This is a genomic window from Mycobacterium sp. P2_H7 (assembly GCF_056403275.1).
The window spans coordinates 107,868-123,567 of record NZ_JBFUFU010000001.1 but is presented as its reverse complement, the minus strand read 5'-3'; the positions used below and the strand labels follow the sequence as shown (position 1 = coordinate 123,567).

General features: G+C 66.1%; 18 protein-coding genes. 6 read left to right on the top strand and 12 right to left on the bottom strand.

The genetic code is table 11. The features are described 5' to 3' along the window. Positions 1 to 6: 6 nt before the first annotated feature. Positions 7 to 813 carry a carbon-nitrogen hydrolase family protein gene (locus AC1DY7_RS00565; protein WP_477491700.1) on the top strand — a complete coding sequence of 269 codons (807 nt, stop codon included), beginning with the start codon at positions 7 to 9 and terminating at the stop codon, positions 811 to 813. Beyond that, the gene (locus tag AC1DY7_RS00560; RefSeq protein WP_477491699.1) at positions 810 to 1,679 is read left to right on the top strand and encodes an LmeA family phospholipid-binding protein; all 870 of its coding nucleotides are present in this window, start codon (positions 810 to 812) and stop codon (positions 1,677 to 1,679) included. Before AC1DY7_RS00565 ends, AC1DY7_RS00560 begins: the two co-directional genes overlap by 4 nt. A 3-nt stretch (positions 1,680 to 1,682) precedes the next feature. Here the strand turns inward: AC1DY7_RS00560 and deoC are convergent, their stop codons facing one another. From deoC to AC1DY7_RS00530, 6 genes are all read right to left on the bottom strand, one after another. Then, positions 1,683 to 2,351: a deoxyribose-phosphate aldolase gene (deoC, locus tag AC1DY7_RS00555; protein WP_477491698.1), complete on the bottom strand. Its 669-nt coding sequence runs from the start codon at positions 2,349 to 2,351 to the stop codon at positions 1,683 to 1,685. Next, positions 2,351 to 2,746 (bottom strand): DUF2599 domain-containing protein, encoded by a 396-nt coding sequence (locus tag AC1DY7_RS00550; protein ID WP_477491697.1) that lies wholly within the window; start codon positions 2,744 to 2,746, stop codon positions 2,351 to 2,353. The genes deoC and AC1DY7_RS00550 overlap by 1 nt, the downstream gene beginning before the upstream one ends. Before the next feature lie 4 nt (positions 2,747 to 2,750). Next, positions 2,751 to 3,032 (bottom strand): DUF2516 family protein, encoded by a 282-nt coding sequence (locus AC1DY7_RS00545; RefSeq protein ID WP_477491945.1) that lies wholly within the window; start codon positions 3,030 to 3,032, stop codon positions 2,751 to 2,753. Positions 3,033 to 3,073: 41 nt separating this feature from the next. Next, positions 3,074 to 3,718, bottom strand: coding sequence for a heparin-binding hemagglutinin (locus tag AC1DY7_RS00540; protein WP_477491696.1), 645 nt, complete (start codon positions 3,716 to 3,718; stop codon positions 3,074 to 3,076). Between the two features lie 17 nt (positions 3,719 to 3,735). After that, on the bottom strand, positions 3,736 to 4,314 hold the full coding sequence (locus AC1DY7_RS00535; RefSeq protein WP_477491695.1) for a helix-turn-helix domain-containing protein: 579 nt from the start codon (positions 4,312 to 4,314) through the stop codon (positions 3,736 to 3,738). 84 nt (positions 4,315 to 4,398) lie between these two features. Beyond that, entirely contained in the window at positions 4,399 to 5,718 is a 1,320-nt protein-coding gene (locus AC1DY7_RS00530) for a DUF445 domain-containing protein (RefSeq protein WP_477491694.1), read from the bottom strand. A 106-nt stretch (positions 5,719 to 5,824) separates the two neighbouring features. Between AC1DY7_RS00530 and AC1DY7_RS00525 the strand changes: the two genes are divergently transcribed. Beyond that, the gene (locus AC1DY7_RS00525) at positions 5,825 to 6,517 is read left to right on the top strand and encodes a TetR/AcrR family transcriptional regulator (protein ID WP_477491693.1); all 693 of its coding nucleotides are present in this window, start codon (positions 5,825 to 5,827) and stop codon (positions 6,515 to 6,517) included. Positions 6,518 to 6,534: 17 nt separating this feature from the next. Then, positions 6,535 to 7,401 carry a polyphosphate kinase 2 family protein gene (locus AC1DY7_RS00520; protein WP_477491692.1) on the top strand — a complete coding sequence of 289 codons (867 nt, stop codon included), beginning with the start codon at positions 6,535 to 6,537 and terminating at the stop codon, positions 7,399 to 7,401. A gap of 99 nt (positions 7,402 to 7,500) precedes the next feature. Here AC1DY7_RS00520 and AC1DY7_RS00515 read toward each other — a convergent pair whose 3' ends face one another. From AC1DY7_RS00515 to AC1DY7_RS00500, 4 genes are all read right to left on the bottom strand, one after another. Beyond that, a complete protein-coding gene (locus AC1DY7_RS00515; protein WP_477491691.1) occupies positions 7,501 to 8,373 on the bottom strand; it encodes a cyclopropane mycolic acid synthase family methyltransferase in 873 nt (290 codons plus the stop codon). Between the two features lie 118 nt (positions 8,374 to 8,491). Next, positions 8,492 to 9,346, bottom strand: a complete 855-nt coding sequence (locus tag AC1DY7_RS00510) for a 3-hydroxybutyryl-CoA dehydrogenase (protein ID WP_477491690.1) — start codon at positions 9,344 to 9,346, stop codon at positions 8,492 to 8,494. Between the two features lie 151 nt (positions 9,347 to 9,497). Continuing rightward, positions 9,498 to 10,784, bottom strand: a complete 1,287-nt coding sequence (aceA, locus tag AC1DY7_RS00505) for an isocitrate lyase (RefSeq protein ID WP_477491689.1) — start codon at positions 10,782 to 10,784, stop codon at positions 9,498 to 9,500. Between the two features lie 274 nt (positions 10,785 to 11,058). Further along, on the bottom strand, positions 11,059 to 11,856 hold the full coding sequence (locus AC1DY7_RS00500) for an acyl-ACP thioesterase domain-containing protein (RefSeq protein ID WP_477491688.1): 798 nt from the start codon (positions 11,854 to 11,856) through the stop codon (positions 11,059 to 11,061). 64 nt (positions 11,857 to 11,920) lie between these two features. On the opposite strand from AC1DY7_RS00500, the gene ramB reads away from it, so the two are divergent. Next, positions 11,921 to 13,366 (top strand): acetate metabolism transcriptional regulator RamB, encoded by a 1,446-nt coding sequence (gene ramB, locus AC1DY7_RS00495; RefSeq protein ID WP_477491687.1) that lies wholly within the window; start codon positions 11,921 to 11,923, stop codon positions 13,364 to 13,366. Continuing rightward, complete coding sequence (locus tag AC1DY7_RS00490) at positions 13,363 to 13,905, top strand: carboxymuconolactone decarboxylase family protein (protein ID WP_477491686.1); 543 nt, start codon at positions 13,363 to 13,365, stop codon at positions 13,903 to 13,905. Before ramB ends, AC1DY7_RS00490 begins: the two co-directional genes overlap by 4 nt. On the opposite strand, the gene AC1DY7_RS00485 is transcribed toward AC1DY7_RS00490, so the two are convergent. Both AC1DY7_RS00485 and lpdA read right to left on the bottom strand, forming a co-directional pair. Continuing rightward, the gene (locus tag AC1DY7_RS00485; RefSeq protein ID WP_477491685.1) at positions 13,906 to 14,175 is read right to left on the bottom strand and encodes a hypothetical protein; all 270 of its coding nucleotides are present in this window, start codon (positions 14,173 to 14,175) and stop codon (positions 13,906 to 13,908) included. It lies immediately after the preceding gene. 6 nt (positions 14,176 to 14,181) lie between these two features. Continuing rightward, entirely contained in the window at positions 14,182 to 15,576 is a 1,395-nt protein-coding gene (lpdA, locus tag AC1DY7_RS00480; protein ID WP_477491684.1) for a dihydrolipoyl dehydrogenase, read from the bottom strand. Positions 15,577 to 15,700 lie beyond the last annotated feature (124 nt).

Genomic DNA, 15,700 nt, shown 5'->3' with positions numbered 1-15,700 from the left:
TGTCCCATGCGGATTGCCCTGGCACAGATCCGGTCGAGTACCTGTCCAGCCGAGAACCTGGACGTCGTCGCGCAGTACACCCGCGACGCCGCCGAGGCCGGGGCGGGCCTGGTGCTGTTCCCCGAGGCGACGATGTGCCGATTCGGTGTGCCGTTGGCGCCGGTGGCCGAACCGCTCGACGGCAGCTGGGCCGACGGTGTGCGCGCGATCGCGCAGAAGTCCGGGATCACCGTCGTCGCCGGGATGTTCTGCCCCTCCGGGGACGGCAGGGTGACCAACACGCTGCTGGCATCCGGGCCGGACGTCGACGCGCACTACGACAAGATCCACCTCTACGACGCGTTCGGGTTCGCCGAGTCCAAGACGGTCGCGCCGGGTCGTGAACCGGTGGTGATCGAGGTGAACGGTGTGAAGGTCGGCCTCACGCTCTGCTACGACGTCCGGTTCCCCGAGCTCTACCTCGACCTCGCCGACCGCGGTGCGCAGCTGATCACCGTGCACGCCTCCTGGGGCACCGGTCCGGGCAAGCTCGACCAGTGGACCCTGCTGGCCCGGGCCCGTGCCATCGACACCACCGCCATCGTGGCCGCCGTCGACCAGGCCTACCCGGGAGACGAGATCGCGGCGCTGGGCCCGACCGGGGTGGGCGGCAGCCTGGTCGCCTCCGCGCGGGGCGAGATTCTGCAGTCCGTCGGGGACGAACCGCAGCTGGTGGTGACCGATATCGACCTCGATGCGGCCGCCCGGGCCAAGGAGACGATCGCGGTGCTGCGTAATCGCACGCAGTTCGCTAAGGCACAATCGACTGCGTGACCGATCCCTGGGCTCAACCTTCCGAAGCAGCGGCCGCCGGGTCTCCTGCGTCCGCAGGCGCTCCCGTGCCCCCGCCTCCGGGGCCCCCGGAGGCGCCGAAATCGGTGGGCGCCAAGATCGCGCGCCTGTTCCGCGACCCGCTGTCCATCGTGCTCGTCGTGGTCATCGTGTTGGCGCTCGTCGTCGCGGGCGCGGTCGGCGCGGAGCTGGTGGCCCGCCACATCGCGGACAAGACGGTCACCCAGATCACCTCCTGCGTGGTGCAGGACGACGTGGACGTGTCGTTCGGCAAGACCCCATTCCTGCTGCAGCACCTGGCCAAGCACTACAACAACATCACGGTGACCACGGCGGGCAATCGCGTCCGCGAGGCCGACGGGATGAAGGCCGAGATCATCATCAACGACGTCCGGCTGACCGGGAACCAGAGCGCGCCCGGCACCATCGGCGCCCTGGACGCCAACATCACCTGGACCGCCGAGGGCATCAAGAACACCATCCAGAACCAGATCCCGCTGGTGGGCAGCTTCGTCAGCAGCGTGAGCACCCATCCCAGCGACGGCACCATCGAACTGCAGGCCGCCCTGGGCAGCATCGTCGTCAAGCCCGAGGTGCAGAACAACAACCTCACGCTGACAGTGCAGAGCCTGTCCGGTCTGGGCTTCATGCTGCCGCGCGAGACGGTGCAGCCCGCGCTCGACGCGTTCCTCGACCAGATCACCAAGAACATCCCGTTGGGCATCCACGCCGACAGCGTGCAGGTGACCGACAAAGGCGTGTCCGCCAAGTTCCTGACCCGCAACGCGACGATGCCTCCGGGCCGCAGCGGCAACGGCGGCGACCCCTGCTTCGCCGGACTCGACTAGAAGCTAGGTCAAGCCGTCCAGCACGGCCCGGGTGCCCGAAAGCCCGAGCCGGGTGGCGCCGGCGTCGAGCATGGCCAGCGCGGCCTCCGCGGTGCGGATCCCGCCACTGGCCTTGACCCCGAGGCCCGGCACGGCCGCGGCCATGATCTGCACTGCGCGCGCGGAGGCCCCGCCGCTGGGATGAAACCCGGTGGAGGTCTTCACGAAGTCGGCTCCCGCATCGAGCGCGACGCGGCACACGTCGGCCAGCAGTTCCTCACCCGAGAGTTCCAGCAGCGCAGCCGATTCCACGATCACCTTGAGCGTCGCCCCCAACGTCTGGGCACGCACCGCGGCGATGTCGTCGCGTACCGCGTGCAGGTCACCGGACAGTGCCGCGCCCACATCGATGACCATGTCGATCTCGGCGGCACCGGCGGCCAGCGCGTGCGCGGCCTCGGCGGCTTTGATGACCGACAGGTGCTTGCCGGACGGGAATCCCGCCACGGCGGCCACCAGCAGACCGGCCGGGCTCGCCTGCACGGCGACCGGCACCAGCGGCGGGGACACGCACACCGAGAACACCCCGAGGTCGGCCGCCTCGGCCACCAGTGCGAGGACGTCGGCCTCGGTGGCCTCGGGTTTGAGCAGGGTGTGGTCGACCAGCGCGGCGACCTCGTCGCTGGTCCGCATCAGAACGGCTCCTCCGTGCCGCCCGGGTTGCAGCCCGCGGCGAACATGGCACTCTCGCTGACCTCGGGCCGCCACGGCTCCAGATTCCAGCTGGACTTGCCGGGCTCGGCGATCTCGGCGTATTGCCAGTGGCAGAGGAACTGGGCGCGCATGCCGGGCAGGTCGGCGTCGGGCGCGTCGGCCAGTACCTCGGCCCACGCCTGATCGGCTTGGCCGAGGCTGTTCGGGCGGGCCGACGCGGCGCGGGCGGCTGCTGTCGGATAGACCCGCAGGCTGGACAGGTCGCCCCATTTGGCCCACGTCGTGTGGTCCACGTAGTGACTGTCGGCGTGCGCGATGGGCGCCGCACACACCAGGGCGCCCGCTGCACCCAGCGCGGCGATCAGGCTGCGCATCGCGTCAGCGCGACTTTCCCTGGATCTCAAGAATTTTCGGCCGGACGTCGACGAGGTAGACACCCGCCGCACACGCGCAGATCGCCGCACCGAACGCATCACGCATCAGCAGGCCGAGCAGGACGCCGCCGGCCAGGATGAGCAACCACACCGGCTTCGTGAGCTTTCCCGCGGCGGTGTACGCGTCGGTCCGTTGGATGGCGGCGTGCACAAATGAATAGACACCGACCAGGACGACGATCCCGACCAGCACAAACATAATGGCACCCGCCAGGTCTGCAAGCATCACACTTGCAGCCTAGGCGGGTGCCATCGGATGCGTCGAACTTACTTCTGGGTGACCTTCTTGGCCGGGGCCTTCTTGGCAGCCGGCGCGGCGGCCACGGGGGCGGCCTTCTTGGCCGGGGCGGCCTTCTTGGCGGGCACGGCCTTCTTGACCGGGGCGGTGGCCTTCTCGCCGGCCTTCTCGACCCGCTTCGGCAGCTCCACGCCGACCAGCTTGGCGGCACGCTCGCCCACGGCGCGGGTCTGCGACGCCACGGTGCCCAGCGCGTCCTGGGTCAGCTCGACGGCCTGATCGGTGACCTCTTCGAAGCGACCTGCGGCCTCTTCCAGAGCCGGCTGGTTGCGCAGGCGCTCCAGGGCGGCCTCGCCGCGCTCGACCAGCTTGTTGTACGTGGCCTGCGCCTCGTCGGTGTACTTCTCGGCGGCCTTGCGCAGTTCGTCCGAGGTGAGCTTGTCGCGCAGCTCCTCGAACTGGGTCGGCAGCTCTTCCTGAATCTTCGTCAGGCGGGCACGGCCCTCTTCGACGCGGCCCTGGGCGTCGGTGCGCGCATCCTCGGCACGCTCACGCAGGCTGGCGACGATCTCGTTGACGGTGGCCAGCGCCAGGTCGGCGGCGCCGACAGCGGCAAGCAGCGGGGCCTTGAGGTCCTCGATGGTCGGCTGGGCCTTTTCGGTCTTCTCGGTCATGGTTGTTCCTTTCAAGATCAGCTGAGTGATGTTGGTGATTCGGTGGTTGATTCTGTTGTCGTAGCTTGAGATTCAGACGTGGGCGGCACCCCTTCCGCTTTCCCCTCAGCGCCGGATTCGGCTTCTGCTTCGGCCTCGTTCTGCTGGCAGAACGACGTGTAGATGTCGAGCAGCACCTGTTTCTGCCGCTCGGTGATCGCGTTGTCTCCGATGATCGCGTCACGTACCTGACTACCCTCGGACGGCTCGAGAATCCCGGCCTGCACGTACAACACCTCGGCTGAGACGCGCAGTGCCTTGGCAATCTGGCTGAGCACATCGGCCGACGGTTTGCGCAGTCCCCGCTCGATCTGGCTGAGGTAGGGATTGCTGACGCCGGCCTTCTCCGCGAGTTGACGCACCGAAACCTGTGCCGCCTCACGCTGAGCACGGATGAAGCTGCCGATATCGGACGCGGCGTTGCTCACCACTTCGACGATCTTCTCGTTGGCTACGACGGCAACTATCTTGTCGCTTCCAGCGATCCCGTCGCTGCCGGCGGTGCCGGCGATCCTCTCGTTGCCCACAGCCGAAGCAGAATCTTCGTTCTGCGACATCTGAGCCTCGATCCGTCGGGTTCCTGCTGGCACAACCCACGGTACGACCGAGTGCTAGCTATTGCAAGCACTTGCTAGCAGGGCTCAGAAAAGTAGCTGGGCTACCGAATAGATGACCAGGCCCGCCAGCGAACCGACCACCGTGCCGTTGATCCGGATAAATTGCAGGTCACGGCCCACGTGCAGTTCGATCCGGCGACTGGCCTCGTCGGCGTCCCACCGCTCGATCGTCTCGGTGATGATCGCTGTGATCTCCGTCCCATACTGGGAAACCAGGTGCTGAGCAGCCCGGATGATCCAGCTGTCCACCTTGTCGCGCAGCTCGGCGTCGTCACGCAACGACTCCCCGATGCGCACCACCGAATCGGCGATCCGGGTGCGCAGCGCCGAGGACGGATCGTCCACCGACTCCAGGACGATGCGCTTGGCGGCGGTCCACGCCGTCTCGGCGGCCTTGGTCACTTCGTCACGCGCCATGACCTGCTCTTTGACCTTCTCGGCGCGCGCGATGGTGGCGTCGTCATGTTGCAGGTCGTCGGCGAACTCGAAGAGGAACTTCGTCGCCGACCGGCGCAATTCGTGATTGGGGTCGCGGCGCACCTTGTCGGTGAAATCCATCAGCTCGCGGTGGATGCGCTCGCCGACCAGGTGGTCCACCCAGCGCGGCGACCAGGTGGGCGAATCACGCTCGATGACCCGCTCGATCACCTCTCCCGAGTTCAGCGACCACTGGAACGCCCGGTCGGCCAGCAGCTGGAGCAGTGCCTCCTGCCGCTGCTCGGCCAGCAGGCCGGACAGCACCCGGCCCACCGGTGGCCCCCACTGCGGTTCGGCGATGCGTTTGACGATCATCCGGTCCAGGACGTGCTGGACGTCCTCGTCGCGCAGCATCTCGACCAGCACCCGCAGCACCGTGGACGCCTCGGCGGCCACCCGTTCGGCGTGGCTGTATTCGGAGAGCCACTTGCCCACCCGGCCCGCGACCTGGGCGTCGCCCAGCTTCGTCGCCACCACCTCGGCAGACATGAAGTTCTCCCGCACGAAGGTGCCCAGGCCCTCGCCGAGCTGGTCCTTCTTGCGCTTGATGATCGCGGTGTGCGGAATGGGTATACCCAGTGGGTGCTTGAACAGCGCCGTCACCGCGAACCAGTCGGCCAGCGCGCCGATCATCCCCGCCTCGGCGGCCGCCCGGACGTAACCGACCCACTCGCCTGCGCCGCGGGACTGAGCCCACGTGGAGACGAGGAAGATCACCGTCGCCCCGATCAGGAACCCGAGCGCGACTGCTTTCATCCGCCTCAGGCCACGGCGGCGTTCACGGTCTGCTTCGGAGTCCGAGCCCGCCAATGATGCGGCGAAACTTGCCGTCAACGAGGGCGGGCCGGGAGCTGGTCTGTGCGCCACCCCTCCATCATCCGCTACCGCGCCACCGGCGCGCGGCAGGCGATCGACCGCAGGGCCGGAACCACCGTATTATCAAGGCGACCTAGTGAACGGACCTTCACGGACAGTGGCACAGCAGAGCTCGGCGGCAGCGGTAAAAACCGATGGCCGTAAACGACGCTGGCATCAGCACAAGGTGGACCGTCGTAATGAGCTTGTAGACGGCACCCTCGGAGCGATTCGCCAGCGGGGCAGCAACGTCAGCATGGACGAGATCGCTGCCGAGATCGGCGTGTCCAAGACGGTGCTCTACCGCTACTTCGTCGACAAGAACGACCTCACCACCGCGGTGATGATGCGCTTCGCGCAGACCACCCTGATCCCGAACATGGCGGCGGCGCTGTCCTCGACCTCCGACGGGTACGCGCTGGTGCGCGAGATCATCCGGGTGTACGTCGACACCGTGGCCGCCGAACCCGAGACCTACCGGTTCGTGATGTCGAACAACTCGGCCAGCCGCACCAAGGCCATCGCCGACTCCGAACAGATCATCGCCCGCATGCTGGCCGTCATGCTGCGCCGCCGGATGCAGCTCAGCGGGATGGACACGCAGGGCGTGGAAGCGTGGGCGTTCATGATCGTCGGTGGCGTGCAGTTGGCCACCCACTCCTGGATGTCGAACCCGCGGATGACCACCGACGAGCTGATCGACTATCTGACGATGCTGTCCTGGAGCGCGCTGTGCGGGATCGTCGAAGTCGGCGGCTCGCTTGACACGTTCAACTCACTGCCGCATCCGTCACCCACATTGCCTGCATAACTGCTTGACTGGCGGCCATGAGTACCGACTCGGACCTGCCGGCACTGTGGACCCACGAGCCGCACACGCATCTGGAATTCAAGCCCGGTGACACCGTCGCCCGGATCGACCCCGATGCCACACCGGGTTTCGTCGGATCCAAGCGCGATGCGCCGGTGCTGCAGGCCGAACGCAACATCCGGTTCGCCGAACTGCAGGAGATGCTCTACGCCAACAGCCGCGCCGGCGACACCCGCTCCCTGCTGCTGGTGTTGCAGGGCATGGACACCGCGGGCAAGGGCGGCATCGTCAAACACGTTGTGGGAGCGGGCAATCCACAAGGTATCGACTACGCGAGCTTCGGCAAGCCGACCGAGGAGGAGCTGGCCCACCACTACCTGTGGCGGATCCGTAACGCGCTGCCTGCGCCCGGTCACGTCGGGGTGTTCGACCGCTCCCATTACGAGGACGTGCTGATCGTCCGCGTGCACGACCTGGTGCCGCCGGAGGTGTGGGGCGTCCGCTACAACGAGATCAACGCCTTCGAGAAGGAACTGGTCGAGGGCGGCACCAAGATCGTCAAGGTCGCGATGTTCGTCTCACTCGACGAGCAGAAGAAGCGTCTCGCCGAGCGCCTGGACCGGCCGGACAAGTTCTGGAAGTACAACCCCGCCGACATCGATGAGCGCCTGCTGTGGCCCAAGTACCAGGAGGCCTACCAGGCGATGCTCGACAAGACGTCGACCGACTACGCGCCCTGGCACGTCATCCCGTGCAACCGGAAGTGGTACAGCCGGCTGGCCATCCTGGAGCTGCTGATCGAGGCGCTCAAGGAGTTCAACCTCGCCTGGCCGCCCGCCGACTTCGACGTCAAGGCCGAGAAGAAGCGGCTCGCGAAGGCCTGACCCGTCCCTGGCGCCGCGCCGACACGTCGAGGGTGCACCCAGATCGCTCGCGAAGGCGAAATTGCGATCTGGATGCACCCTCGGCGCGTTGAGACAGCCCTACTTGGCCAGCGTGAACTGACCGATGTTGGTGATGCCGCGACGGAAGAAGTCCGCGCAGCCGGTGAGGTACTTCATGAACCGGTCGTAGACGACCTGGCCCTGCATCGCGATCGCCTCGTCCTTCTTGGCTTCGAGGTTGGCGGCCCACATGTCCAGCGTGCGCGCGTAATGCGGCTGCAGCAGGTGGGTGCGCTGGAGCTTGAAACCGGAGTCGGCGGCAAGCTTCTCGATGTCCTCGACGGCAGGCAGCTGTCCACCCGGGAAGATCTCCGCGGCGATGAAGCGCATGAACTTCAGGTCGCTGATGGTCAGCTTGATCTGGTTCTCGCGGAAGAACTGCTGCGTGTGGGCCAGGATCGTGTGCAGCAGCATGACGCCGTCGTCGGGCAGAATGCTGTAGGCCCGCTCGAAGAACACCGGGTAGCGCTCCTGCTTGAAGGCCTCGAACGCACCGATCGACACGATGCGGTCGACCTTCTCGTCGAATTCTTCCCAGCCCTGCAGCCGGATCTCAACGTTGCGCTTGGTCTCGATCTTGGCCAGCCGCTTGCGGGCGTAGTCGGACTGTTCCTTGCTCAGCGTGATACCGATGACGTTGACGTCGTAGTTGGTGAGCGCCCGCTCCAGCGCGCCGCCCCAGCCGCAGCCGACGTCGAGCAGGGTCATCCCGGGCTGCAGGCCCAGCTTGCCCAGCGCGAGGTCGAACTTCGCGTTCTGCGACTCCTCGAGGTTCATGTCCTCGCGCTCGTAGTAACCACAGGTGTAGCCCATGGTCGGGCCCAAGAACAGGGCGTAGAAATCATTCGAGATGTCGTAGATCGACTGCGACTCCTCGTAGTACGGCGCAAGATCGGACTCGACGTTTGACATGAGAAAAATAACCTCGTTTGTTGATTTGACGACCGCGGCTCGGGAACCCCACCAGGGCAATGTCGAACCGTATCCGACGATGCTACCCCATGTTAGCTAGGCTAACTACTTCCCCGCCCTAGTACGTGTAGAAGCCCTGGCCCGATTTCTTGCCCAACTGACCGGCCTCCACCATGCGGAGCAGCAGCGGCGGCGGCCCGTACAACGGCTCCTTGAATTCCTCGTACATCTTGTCCGCGATCAGCTTCAGCGTGTCGAGACCGACCAGGTCCGACAACCGCAGCGGGCCCATGGGGTGCGACAACCCCCCGACGACGGCCTTGTCGACGTCCTCGATCGTGGCGAAGCCCGCTTCCACCATGCGGATGGCGGCCAGCAGGTACGGCACCAGCAGCGCGTTGACGACGAATCCTGATCGGTCCGAGCAGCGCACGACCTGCTTACCCAGCACTTTGCCAGCGAATTCCTCGGTGCGCGTCAGCGCGTCGTCCGAGGTGACCAGCGTCGAGATCAGCTCGACCAGCGGCAGGACGGGCACCGGGTTGAAGAAGTGCAGACCCAGCACGCGCTGCGGGTTCTTGGTGGCCGCCGCGATCTTCATGATCGGGATGCTGGAGGTGTTCGACGCGAGCACGGCGTCCGGATCGGTGACGATCGCGTCGAGCTCGGCGAAGACCTTGGTCTTCACCTTGTCGTCCTCGATGATCGCCTCGATCACCAGCTGCCGGTCGGCGAGATCGGTCATCTCCGTGGTGAAGGACAGCCGGCCGAACGCTGCATCGCGATCTGCCTGGCTGAGCTTGCCCTTGGCGGCGGCGCGGTCCAGCGAGGCGATGATGCGGGCCTTGCCGGACTCCAGGAATTCGGCGGCCTGTTCGTAGACGACGACCTGTGCACCGGCCTTGGCGCACACCTCGGCGATACCGCCGCCCATCTGCCCGGCGCCGATGACGCCGACTCGCTCAATAGTCACTGCTCTCCTCAAACTCCCGTTACGGCGTCAGGCCCCGCCCGCATGACGCGGACGGGGCCTGACGTTATCAACACACGACTTAGTGGCTCCGGCTATCGGTTCCACTTCGCTTCGCTCAGTGGCTCCGGCTATCGGTTCCACTTCGCTTCGCTCAGTGGAACTGGCCCTCTTCGGTCGAACCCGCGAGCGCGGTGGTCGAGCTGGTCGGATCCACCGTGGTGGCGATCCGGTCGAAGTAGCCGGCGCCGACCTCACGCTGGTGCTTGGTGGCGGTGTAACCGCGCTCCTCGGCGGCGAACTCGCGCTCCTGCAGCTCCACGTAGGCGCTCATCTGGTTGCGGGCGTAGCCGTGGGCCAGATCGAACATCGAGTAGTTGAGGGCGTGGAAGCCGGCCAGGGTGATGAACTGGAACTTGAAGCCCATCGCGCCGAGCTCGTTCTGGAACTTGGCGATGGTCGCGTCGTCCAGGTGCTGCTTCCAGTTGAACGACGGCGAGCAGTTGTAGGCCAGCATCTGGTCGGGGAAGTCCGCCTTGACGGCCTCGGCGAACTTCTTGGCCAGCGCCAGGTCCGGGGTGCCGGTCTCCATCCAGATCAGATCGGAGTACGGGGCGTACGCCTTGGCGCGGGCGATGCAGGGCTCCACACCGTTGGTGACGTGGTAGAAGCCTTCCTTGGTCCGCTCACCGGTGACGAACGGGCGGTCGCGCTCGTCGACGTCGGAGGTCAGCAGCGTGGCGGCCTCGGCGTCGGTGCGGGCGATGACCAGGGTCGGGACGTCGGCGACGTCCGCGGCCAGACGGGCCGAGGTCAGCGTGCGGATGTGCTGCTGGGTCGGGATCAGCACCTTGCCACCGAGGTGGCCACACTTCTTCTCCGAGGCCAGCTGGTCTTCCCAGTGCGAACCGGCGACACCGGCGGCGATCATGGCCTTCTGCAGCTCGTAGACGTTGAGCGCGCCACCGAAGCCGGCCTCACCGTCGGCGACGATCGGGGCCAGCCAGTTCTCCACCGAGGTGTCACCCTCGACCTTGGCGATCTGGTCGGCGCGCAGCAGCGCGTTGTTGATGCGGCGGATGACCTGCGGCACCGAGTTGGCCGGGTAGAGGCTCTGGTCCGGGTAGGTGTGGCCGGAGAGGTTCGCGTCACCGGCGACCTGCCACCCGGACAGGTAGATGGCCTTCAGACCCGCGCGGACCTGCTGCACGGCCTGGTTGCCGGTCAGCGCGCCCAGCGAGTTGACGTAGTCCATGTTGTGCAGCTGATCCCACAGCACCTCGGCGCCGCGACGGGCCAGCGTGCTCTCCTCGACGACATGGCCCTGCAGGGCGACCACGTCCTCGGCGCTGTAGGTGCGCTCGATGCCCTTCCAGCGGGGGTTGGTGTTCCAGTCGTGCTGGATCTGCTCGGGGCTCTTCGGCGTGCCAACGGTGGACATGGCTCTCCTTAACGGGTTAACAGGGTGCGGGTGTCGCTGCGGCCCTATCAACCCTCAGGTTGTTAATGCCACCGCGGCTTCGCTGGTGTGCTAATCCGAGGATGCCCTACTGCATATGCGCAGGTCCACCCGTTTCAGTTGCCAATTTTGGCTAACGCTGAGCGCTAAGTTGCAAAGTTTGCGAAGTTCGCGAACGCCTTGACCGGTTCAGAATCTACTCATCGGTAGCCAATTGCCGCTGGTCAGTACGCCCGTACTGTTAAACCTTCGGACCTCACCGAGCGAACAAGCTGGCGACCGCTTTGGTCTCCTCGCCCACCGCGTATGTGAGCGTTGTAACAGTCCGATCTGTCAGCTCCGGACCGAACGTGTCGGTCGATCCGGCCGGATAGACGTGCACCCTGATGTCCAGATCGTCGCCCAGCGCCACCGCCGAGTCGTGCTCGATGGTCACCCGCAGCGGCTCCTTGAGGAGTTCGGGCACGGTCGACAGGTAGTCCTCGACGACGCTCCAGTAGACCGAGTTGTTCATGTGGTCGAAGAGGTCGATGTCGGTGACGCGGACCGGGTACTTGCGCACCGCGACGGCATCCTCGGGGTTGCCGGCCTTCAGATAGGCCTTCCACCGCAGCCGGTCGACGTCCGTCGTCCGGCGCAGCCCCGCCAGGAAGTCGTCGGAGATGCGTCCCGGGCTCTGCGTCTCGCGGCTGAAGCAGATCCAGAAGGCTTCCGATTCCACGAGACCGCCCTTGCGCCCATCGAGGCGCACCCGCATCTCGCACCACCGCGTCGAGGTCCCCGAACACCACCGCCGCAAGCGCAGCGTGTCGGGGAATTCGATGGGCTCGATGATGTCGATCATGGTGCGCCGGACGATCCACGCCGGGTGCACGTCCTCGTAACCCATCTGCCGCAGCTGGTCCTGACCGACGTCTTGGATGTGCCGGGTGGCACCGTCGAATCGCAGCCGGCCGTCCCGGTCCACGTCGGCCATGCGCAGCGGCCATTCGGTATCGAAAACGTCGGGGTGGCCGTCGGGCACGGGCATCATCATCTTCGCCAAACCGGTCATGAAGTACATAGTGGTCTGCGAACAATGCAAAGCCAATCTTTGCATTGCTCACTACCCTGGACGGGTGGCCAAGACGTTCGTCGGATCGCGGGTGCGACAACTGCGAAACGAACGCGGGTTCAGCCAGGCATCGCTGGCCCAGACGCTCGAGATCTCGCCGAGTTACCTCAATCAGATCGAACACGATGTGCGGCCCCTCACCGTCGCCGTACTGCTGCGCATCACCGAGGTGTTCGGGGTGGACGCCACGTTCTTCGCGTCGCAGGACGACACCCGACTGGTCGCCGAGCTGCGCGAGATGACCATGGACCGCGATGTCGACCTCGACGTCGACGCCACCGAGATCGCCGAGCTGGTGGCCGCACATCCGGCGATCGCCCGGGCGATGGTCAATCTGCATCAGCGCTACCGGTTGACGACGACGCAGCTGGCCGCCGCCACCGAGGACCGGTTCGGCGTGGCAGGCGCAGGCAGCGCCGCGGGCTCGGGGTCCGGCTCGATCACCATGCCCCACGAAGAGGTGCGCGACTACTTCTATCAGCGGCAGAACTATCTGCACGAGCTCGACACCGCCGCAGAGGATCTCACCATCCGGATGCGGATGAACCGGGCCGACCTGGCCGGTGAACTGTCCGCCCGGCTGACCGCCGTGCACGGGGTGCACATCGTCAAACGCCAGAACCTGGGCGACAACGTGCTGCACCGATTCGACCCGGCCACCCGCACGCTGGAGATCGGCAGCCACCTGGCCAGCGGGCAGTACGTGTTCAAACTCGCCGCCGAACTGGGCTATCTGGAATTCGGCGATCTCATCGACAAACTCGTCGATGAGGGCAAGTTCACCAGCGACGAATCCCGCACGCTGGCCCGGCTGGGTCTGGCCAACTACTTCGCGGCGGCCACCGTGCTGCCCTATCAGCAGTTCCACGCCGTGGCCGAGGAATTCCGGTACGACGTCGAGCGGCTGTCGGCGTACTACGCGGTGTCCTACGAGACCATCGCCCACCGGCTGTCCACCCTGCAGCGGCCGTCCATGCGCGGCGTCCCACTGTCCTTCGTCCGGGTGGATCGAGCCGGGAACATGTCGAAACGTCAGTCCGCCACCGGTTTTCACTTCTCGTCGTCCGGCGGCACCTGCCCACTGTGGAACGTCTATGAGACCTTCGCCAACCCGGGCAAGATCCTGGTGCAGATCGCCCAGATGCCCGACGGCCGGCAGTACATGTGGGTGGCGCGCACCGTCGAGCGCCGCGCGTCACGCTATGGTCAGCCGGGTAAGACGTTCGCGATCGGTTTGGGCTGTGAACTCCGTCATGCGCACCGGCTGGTCTACTCCGAAGGGCTGGAACTGACCGGTGACCCCAACGTCGCAGCGATACCGATCGGCGCCGGCTGCCGCGTCTGCGAACGCGACAACTGCCCACAGCGCGCCTTCCCCGCTCTCGGCCGCGCCCTCGACCTCGACGAGCACCGCAGCACGGTGTCTCCGTATCTGGTGAAGCAGTCATGACGACCCCTCCCCGCATCCCGCCCGGCGGCCTTCGCGAACTCGGCCCCGTCAACTGGGCCATCGCCAAGGCGGGCGCGCGCGGGATCCGGGCGCCGAAGTTCCACCTCATGAACGTGCTCGGCCAGCACCGGCTGATGTTCCTGGCCTGGCTGCCGTTCTCCGCGTACCTGCTCTATGCGGGCAAGCTGTCCCGCCAGGACGCCGAGGTGGTGATCCTGCGGGTCGGGCATCTGCGCGACAGCGAGTACGAATTGCAGCAGCACCGCCGGCTGGCGCGCAGCCGCGGACTGGACGCCGACACCCAGGCCGCCATCTTCGAGGGCCCGGACGCCGACGGGCTCACGCCCCGGCAGCGGGTGCTGGTCACCGCGACCGACGAGTTCGTCATCACCCGGTCGATGTCGGCCGAGACGTGGACCGCGCTGTCCAAGCTGTACACCCGCGCGCAGATCATCGAATTCTGCACGCTCGCAGGGCAATACGACGCACTGGCCGCGACCATGGCGACGTTGCAGATACCGCTGGATTACCCGGACTAGTCAGAGATACGTGACGCCCAGCACCGCCACGGTCATCAGCACCGGGGCGACGGGCAGCGCCCACAGGAACGCCGTCCACACCTGATCTTTGCGCCGGTATGCCCGCAGGCCCACCAACCCGATGCCGATGGCCAGAGCGATGATCACCGCCGAGACGATCAACACCCAGAAACTCACGTCACTGGTGTTGATCGCCACGGTGATGGCGAGCAGCCACAGGATGTGGCCGATCACCAGCCCGCCGACGGCGGCGACTACCTGCGCGCGCACCGGCGATCAGAAGTTGATCATGTGGCCGGTGAGGCCGTGGAAGCATTCCTGCAGCGCCTCCGACAGGGTCGGGTGGGTGTGCACGTTACGGGCCAGCTCGTGGGCGGTCAGGTCCCACTTCTGGGCGAGCGTCAGTTCGGGCAGCAGCTCCGAGACGTCGGGTCCGATGAGGTGGCCGCCGAGCAGTTCGAGGTGCTTCTTGTCGGCGATCAGCTTGACGAAGCCGGTCGGGTCGGCCAGGCCGTGCGCCTTACCGTTGGCGGTGAACGGGAACTTGGCGACGACGACGTCGTAGCCCTCGTCCTTGGCCTGCTGCTCGGTGAGCCCGAAGCTGGCGACCTGCGGCTGGCAGAACGTGGCGCGCGGCATCATCCGGTAGTCCCCCAGCGCCAGCGTCTCGGCGCCGGCGATGGTCTCGGCGGCCACTACGCCCTGCGCCTCGGCCACGTGCGCCAGTTGCAGCTTGGACGTCACGTCGCCGATGGCGTAGATGTGCGGCACGTTGGTGCGCATGTAGTCGTCGATGGCGATGGCCTTGCGCTCGGTCAGGGCGACGCCCGTCTTCTCCAGCCCGAAACCCTCGACGTTCGGGCCGAAACCGATGGCCTGCAACACTTTATCGGCCTTGAGCTTCTCGGTCTTACCGTCCTTGCTCACGGTGACCGTCACCGCGGAACCGTCGTCGTCGATCGACTCGACCTTGGTGCCGGTGAGGATCTTCACGCCCAGCTTCTTGTACTGCTTCTCGATCTCCTTGGACACCTCGGCGTCCTCGTTGGGCAGCGCCCGCGGCAGGAACTCGACGATGGTGACCTCCACGCCGTAGTTCTTCAGGACGTAGGCGAACTCCATGCCGATGGCCCCGGCGCCCGCGATGATGATCGAGCCGGGCAGCTCGCGGGAGAGGATCTGGTTCTCGTAGGTGACGACGTTCTCGCTCAACGACGTGCCCGGAACCAGCCGGGTGGACGATCCGGTGGCGATGATCGCGTTGTCGAACGTGACGTCCTCGGTGCCGCCGTCGTTGAGGTCGACGGTGAGCCCGTTGGGGCCGGTGAATTTGCCGTACCCGTTGATCTCGGTGATCTTGTTCTTCTTCATCAGGAAGTGCACTCCCGCGACGCGTCCGTCGGCGACCTTGCGGCTGCGATCGAAGGCGACGCCGTAATCGAAGGTCGCCTCCCCGCTGATGCCGAAGGTCTTGGCTTCCTTGTTGAAGATGTGGGCCAGCTCGGCGTTGCGCAGCAGCGCCTTGGAGGGAATGCAGCCCACGTTCAGGCACACCCCGCCCCAATATTTCGGTTCGACGATGGCGGTGGACAGGCCGAGTTGGGCAGCGCGAATGGCCGCGACGTATCCGCCGGGACCAGCTCCGAGTACGACGACGTCAAAATGGGTCACGGCACTACCCTATCGGGGTGGCCCGCCGGTCGGCCGGGGACCGACCGGTCGGTTCAAAGTGGTGCAATCCGGGCCTGCGTCAGCTACGAATACTGCGGGGGCTGCCTGAACCATTCAGGCACCA

Coding starts and splice junctions, on each gene's coding strand:
- AC1DY7_RS00490 (WP_477491686.1), top strand. CDS start 13,363: ATGACGACCCCTCCCCGCATCCCGCCCGGCGGCCTTCGCGAACTCGGC.
- AC1DY7_RS00540 (WP_477491696.1), bottom strand. CDS start 3,718: ATGACCGAGAAGACCGAAAAGGCCCAGCCGACCATCGAGGACCTCAAG.
- AC1DY7_RS00500 (WP_477491688.1), bottom strand. CDS start 11,856: ATGACCGGTTTGGCGAAGATGATGATGCCCGTGCCCGACGGCCACCCC.
- AC1DY7_RS00550 (WP_477491697.1), bottom strand. CDS start 2,746: ATGCGCAGCCTGATCGCCGCGCTGGGTGCAGCGGGCGCCCTGGTGTGT.
- AC1DY7_RS00520 (WP_477491692.1), top strand. CDS start 6,535: ATGAGTACCGACTCGGACCTGCCGGCACTGTGGACCCACGAGCCGCAC.
- deoC (WP_477491698.1), bottom strand. CDS start 2,351: ATGCGGACCAGCGACGAGGTCGCCGCGCTGGTCGACCACACCCTGCTC.
- AC1DY7_RS00535 (WP_477491695.1), bottom strand. CDS start 4,314: ATGTCGCAGAACGAAGATTCTGCTTCGGCTGTGGGCAACGAGAGGATC.
- aceA (WP_477491689.1), bottom strand. CDS start 10,784: ATGTCCACCGTTGGCACGCCGAAGAGCCCCGAGCAGATCCAGCACGAC.
- AC1DY7_RS00565 (WP_477491700.1), top strand. CDS start 7: ATGCGGATTGCCCTGGCACAGATCCGGTCGAGTACCTGTCCAGCCGAG.
- AC1DY7_RS00545 (WP_477491945.1), bottom strand. CDS start 3,032: ATGCTTGCAGACCTGGCGGGTGCCATTATGTTTGTGCTGGTCGGGATC.
- AC1DY7_RS00515 (WP_477491691.1), bottom strand. CDS start 8,373: ATGTCAAACGTCGAGTCCGATCTTGCGCCGTACTACGAGGAGTCGCAG.